At 61.3% G+C, this 4543-nt stretch carries 3 protein-coding genes and 3 pseudogenes; 5 read left to right on the plus strand and 1 reads right to left on the minus strand.

From position 1 onward, the window contains the following. The first annotated feature begins 204 nt into the window (after positions 1 to 204). From NKI52_RS32450 to NKI52_RS32465, 4 genes and pseudogenes are all read left to right on the plus strand, one after another. A complete protein-coding gene (locus NKI52_RS32450; RefSeq protein ID WP_352700847.1) occupies positions 205 to 1446 on the plus strand; it encodes a site-specific integrase in 1242 nt (413 codons plus the stop codon). After that, positions 1443 to 2371 (plus strand): annotated as a pseudogene (locus NKI52_RS32455) (tyrosine-type recombinase/integrase). Before NKI52_RS32450 ends, NKI52_RS32455 begins: the two are co-directional and overlap by 4 nt. After that, positions 2368 to 3369, plus strand: a complete 1002-nt coding sequence (locus tag NKI52_RS32460) for a tyrosine-type recombinase/integrase (protein WP_352700848.1) — start codon at positions 2368 to 2370, stop codon at positions 3367 to 3369. Before NKI52_RS32455 ends, NKI52_RS32460 begins: the two are co-directional and overlap by 4 nt. A 114-nt stretch (positions 3370 to 3483) precedes the next feature. After that, positions 3484 to 3627: pseudogene (locus NKI52_RS32465) on the plus strand (transposase domain-containing protein); the annotation flags it as partial. Here the strand turns inward: NKI52_RS32465 and NKI52_RS32470 are convergent. Next, positions 3608 to 3841, minus strand: a pseudogene (locus NKI52_RS32470) (DUF6429 family protein). The pseudogenes NKI52_RS32465 and NKI52_RS32470 sit on opposite strands and share 20 nt — an antisense overlap. Positions 3842 to 4219: 378 nt before the next feature. Between NKI52_RS32470 and NKI52_RS32475 the strand changes: the two are divergent. Then, the coding region (locus NKI52_RS32475) for an SDR family NAD(P)-dependent oxidoreductase (RefSeq protein WP_352700849.1) at positions 4220 to 4543 on the plus strand (324 nt) is incomplete at its 3' end.

Consider the following 4543-nt stretch of genomic DNA (forward strand, 5'->3'; position numbering starts at 1 on the left):
TTAGCTCACCGTCGCGATCCACCTCAGCGCGCTCTCGCCACCCGCCTTTCTCCGCGACGCCAAGCTAAAAACGCTCTGCATTATGCCGACCGGCGAACTATGCCGAGTGAGCAAGTTTTTACCAACACTTTCCTCAACATAGCGGTAGCTGGATCGGCATAGCTTAGGCTCTCTCCGTCGCAATTGACGCGAAGGAGAGGACACATGAACGCAAGTGACTATCTGCAACGCAGCACGCTGTATCGGAAGCTGATCCACGGGCCATATGGCGAGTTTGCACGCGTTTATGCGGGCAGATTGTCGGACGAAGGCTTCGGTCGGCAATGCACCTGGCGATCGCTAAGCCTATTTCGTGAGCTGAGAGACTGGCATGTCGGTAACGGGCACGATCTCCGGGATTTGAGCGAAGTTCATGTTGAGCGGTTTCTGGAGCACCGTTCCAAACACTGGAGCATCGATTCGGGCGACCGATCGGCGCTTCGGCGCTTGCTTGCCGCGTTACGGCAAGAAGGTTTGATACCAACCGCCCTTCCGATTGAGCGCACGGAGTACGAGCAGATTGTTGATGTGCTCGCGGCTTACCTCACGAATGAGAGAGGGCTCGCCGCCTCGACGGTGGTAAGCCACAAGCTGCTCTCACGCCGATTTCTGCAGGAGGTCTGTCCGGCTGGCGCAGATGGGTTTGCGGCGCTCACCCCGGAGATCGTCATCGGTTATGTCGAGCGACATGCTCTCGATGGCTCCGCCGACAGCGGCAAGGCGATGTGCGGGGTGGTGCGCGCCTTCCTGCGCTATTTGCATCTGAAGGGCTTCATTTCGGTGGCCTTGGCCGATTGTGTGCCGTCGATCCGTCGCTGGCGGCTTGCTGGCCTACCAACCTTCCTGTCACCACAGAAGGTTCAGGTGGTTCTCGATGCCTGCGATCGGACCACGGCAATGGGGCTTCGCGACTATGCGGTTTTGATGGCGCTGGCCAAGCTGGGCTTGCGCGCCAGCGAGGTTGCCGCGCTCAGTCTTGATGATATCGATTGGCAGTCGGGCAGTGTCCTCGTCCATGGCAAGGGACGGCGGCAAGCGATGATGCCGCTACGCCACGACGTCGGTGCGGCTATCGTCGCCTACATCCGGCATGGGCGACCGGCTTCACCGTGTCGCCGGTTATTTCTACGAATGCTTGCTCCGCACGTCGGCTTTGCCTCAGGCTGCGCCATCACGATGATCGCGAAGGAGGCCCTCGAGCGGGCGGGTATTCACGGATATGCGCACCACGGCGCGCACCTCTTCCGCCACAGCCTTGCGACCGACCTGCTGCGGTCGGGGGCCAGCTTTGCCGAGATCAGCCAGTTGCTTCGTCACCGGAGCGTCGACAGCACAAGGATCTATGCCAAGCTCGACATCGAGAAGCTGCGCGAACTGAGCCTGCCGTGGCCGGGAGGTGCCGAATGAGCCGGCTTCGAACAGCGCTCGAGCGCTATGTGGGCATGCGCCAGGGGTTGGGGTACAAGTATCATGGCCCCGCCCGACGGTTGTCGGATTTCGTCACCTTCATGGAGGCTCGCGGCGCCGAGACCATCACCACGGCGCTGGCAATGAAGTGGGTGACGTTGATCGGCCGACAACCGAGTTGGTCCATCCGCCTGACCGATGTGCGCTGCTTCGCTCAGCACCTCGCTCATTTCGATCCCCTGACGGAAGTGCCACCTCAAGACGCTGTGTCGCCGGCGCGGCGGGCCAAGCCCTACATCTATACCGATGCTGAGATCACGGCGCTTCTGGCGGCGGCACTGTCGCTGCCGCCGGCCAACGCCCTGCGTCGCTGGACATATCATTGCCTGTTCGGATTGATAGCGGTCGCCGGGCTACGCCATTCCGAAGCGCTCGACCTGCGCCGGGACGACGTCGATCTGGACCAAGGTAAGGTATCCTCACCATTCGAGAGACGAAGTTCGGCAAGTCGCGGCTGGTCCCGCTCCATGCCACGACGGTCGCCGTGCTGTCGGACTATGCCGCGCGACGCGACGCGCATCTCGTCGCGCCTCGTAGCCCCTATTTCTTTGTCGCCGAGCAGGGCGGCAGATTGCTGCACCAATACGTGCACCGGGTGTTCTGGCAGCTGTCGCGACAGATCGGTCTGCGGCAGCGGGGACAGCGCAATGGTCCGCGGGTTCACGATCTTCGTCACCGTTTCGCCGTCCAGGCCCTGACCAACTGGTATCGTGCGGGCGAAGATGTCGAGCGGGAACTGCCGGTCCTCTCGACCTTTCTCGGCCACGCCAATGTTCGCGACACCTACTGGTATCTATCCGCCGCGCCGGAGCTAATGACCCATGCTGCGCGACTGCTGGATGAGCGGTGGGAGGTTCGCTCATGAGCGCCTCGAACGATTTAGCCGTGCTGATCGAGCGGTGGTTCACCGATCGGCTCATGCGACATCGAGGCGTAAGCTCCAACACCATCGCCTCCTATCGCGACACCTTCCGGCTCCTGTTTGCATTCGCGCAGACACGCCTTGGCAGGTCTCCGTCACAGTTGACACTGCGGGATTTGGACGCGCCTTTCATCGGCGCATTCCTGGAAGACCTCGAGACACTGCGATCCGCCTCAGTGAGGACCCGTAATCTCCGCCTCACGGCCATTCGGTCTTTCTTCAGATATGCATCGTTCGAGGAGCCGGCCCATAGCGCCCAGATTCAACGCGTGCTCGCGATCCCGAGCAAGCGATGCGACAAGCGACAGCTTCAGTTTCTCACCAGGCCCGAGATTGAAGCGATCCTGGCCTGTCCGGATCGCAGCACATGGCTGGGACGGCGTGATTACACTCTGCCGTTGCTGGCCGCGCAAACGGGGTTGCGGGTCTCGGAGATCATCGATCTCGACCGTGACTCGGTGATGCTGGGGCACGGTGCCCACGTGCGATGCCTTGGCAAGGGCCGCAAGGAGCGAAGTACGCCGCTCACCAAGGTTGCACAGCAAGCCCGTCGGGGCCGGCTCAACGAGCCCAGGAAACGGGGCGCAACGGCTCTCTTTCCGAACACGCACGGCGGCAGGCTGAGCGCCGACGGCGTGCAGGCGCTGCTGAACAAATATGTCGCCAAGGCTCGCGAACACTGCGTCACCCTCCGCTCGAAGCGGGTGTCGCCCCATGTTTTGAGGCACAGCGCTGCCATGGAGCTGCTGCAGGCGGGCGTCGATTGTTCGGTCATCGCCTTATGGCTGGGCCATGAGGCGATGGAAACGACGCTGACCTATCTTCACGCACATCTTGAGCTGAAGGAAGCCGCACTTGCCAAGCTGAAGCCATACGAACGCGCAAAGGCCGAACGATTTCGGCCAAACGACCGACTTCTTGAATTCCTGAACGCCCTTTGAGCATGAGAACTATGCCGAGTGTCAACGACCGGTTCTCGGTCGAAATGGCGGGCAAAGCGCTTCATACCGCCATGATCGGAAGAGGCGCTCGGCATAGTTTGGCGGTCGGCATAAACCGCCAAGCTCAACGACGTCGATCCGCAGGCCTGGCTGGCCGATGTCCTCGCCCGCGTCGCCGACACGTCGATCACACGGCTCGAGGACCTGCTGCCTTGGAACTGGCGGCCCGTTCGGCCGCTCATGGCGTCGGCCGCGTAAACAGCGCGCGAAACAGTTCCTCCGAGCGCCGAAGACCCTCGTCCGTCAACACCAAGGATTTTGCCTTGTTGACCGGGTCGGCGATCAATCCCTTCCGGTGAAGTCGATCCGTCACGTCCCAGTCAAAGCTCTTCTAGGCGCACCGTTCATTGTGCAGGGTCAGCCAAAGCAGTGCCAGGACCGCATCATCGATCTTGTCGGTGTCGATCTCCATCGCTGCAGCTTAACACAGACCGCACCCGCCGCGGCCCAGACCGGATGGATACCGAAAGCACGAAAGCGGGGCCGATCTAGCCAATGTGCTAGCAGCACCAGCTATCGCCATTACAGGCGGGCCAAGTTCGCCGCGTCGTATTAAAAGACGCCGACTTTCGGCGTGCAAGATGCGGATTGGCGCGGGTGGTCATATCGAGGGCTGCTTGCCAGCGCGCGAATCTTAGCTTGTAAGCAGGAAATTCGATGATCAGACGGCCAGACGAGCGGCATCATTTTCGGCCACGACGCATGTCGCGTCACTTGGGCTGGTTGGTCGGACAGTTGCTGGATGACGACCACTTGCCAAGCATTCAACGACGGACAGGAGTAAAAGCCGATGATGCATCCCGACTTCATGAAGCGGTTTGACCTAACCGGCCGCTGCGCGTTGGTCACTGGTGGCGCGCGAGGCATAGGTCTGGAAATTGCGCGCACGTTAGACTGGGCGGGTGCCTCGGTCACGCTAGCAAGTCGTGACTTGGATGCCGCCCGGCAAGCCGCAGCCGGGATAGGGTCTAACGTCCGGGCATTCTATTGTGACGTCAGCGATCCGCAGTCAGTGCGCGATTTGGCAACTGCGATCGGTGGTTGCCCGGATATTCTCGTCAATAGCGCGGGCGTCGCACATGAGGGGAGGGACACAAGTGACGACGACTGGCGG

The organism is Mesorhizobium sp. M0590, from assembly GCF_040320905.1.
Classification (GTDB): domain Bacteria; phylum Pseudomonadota; class Alphaproteobacteria; order Rhizobiales; family Rhizobiaceae; genus Mesorhizobium.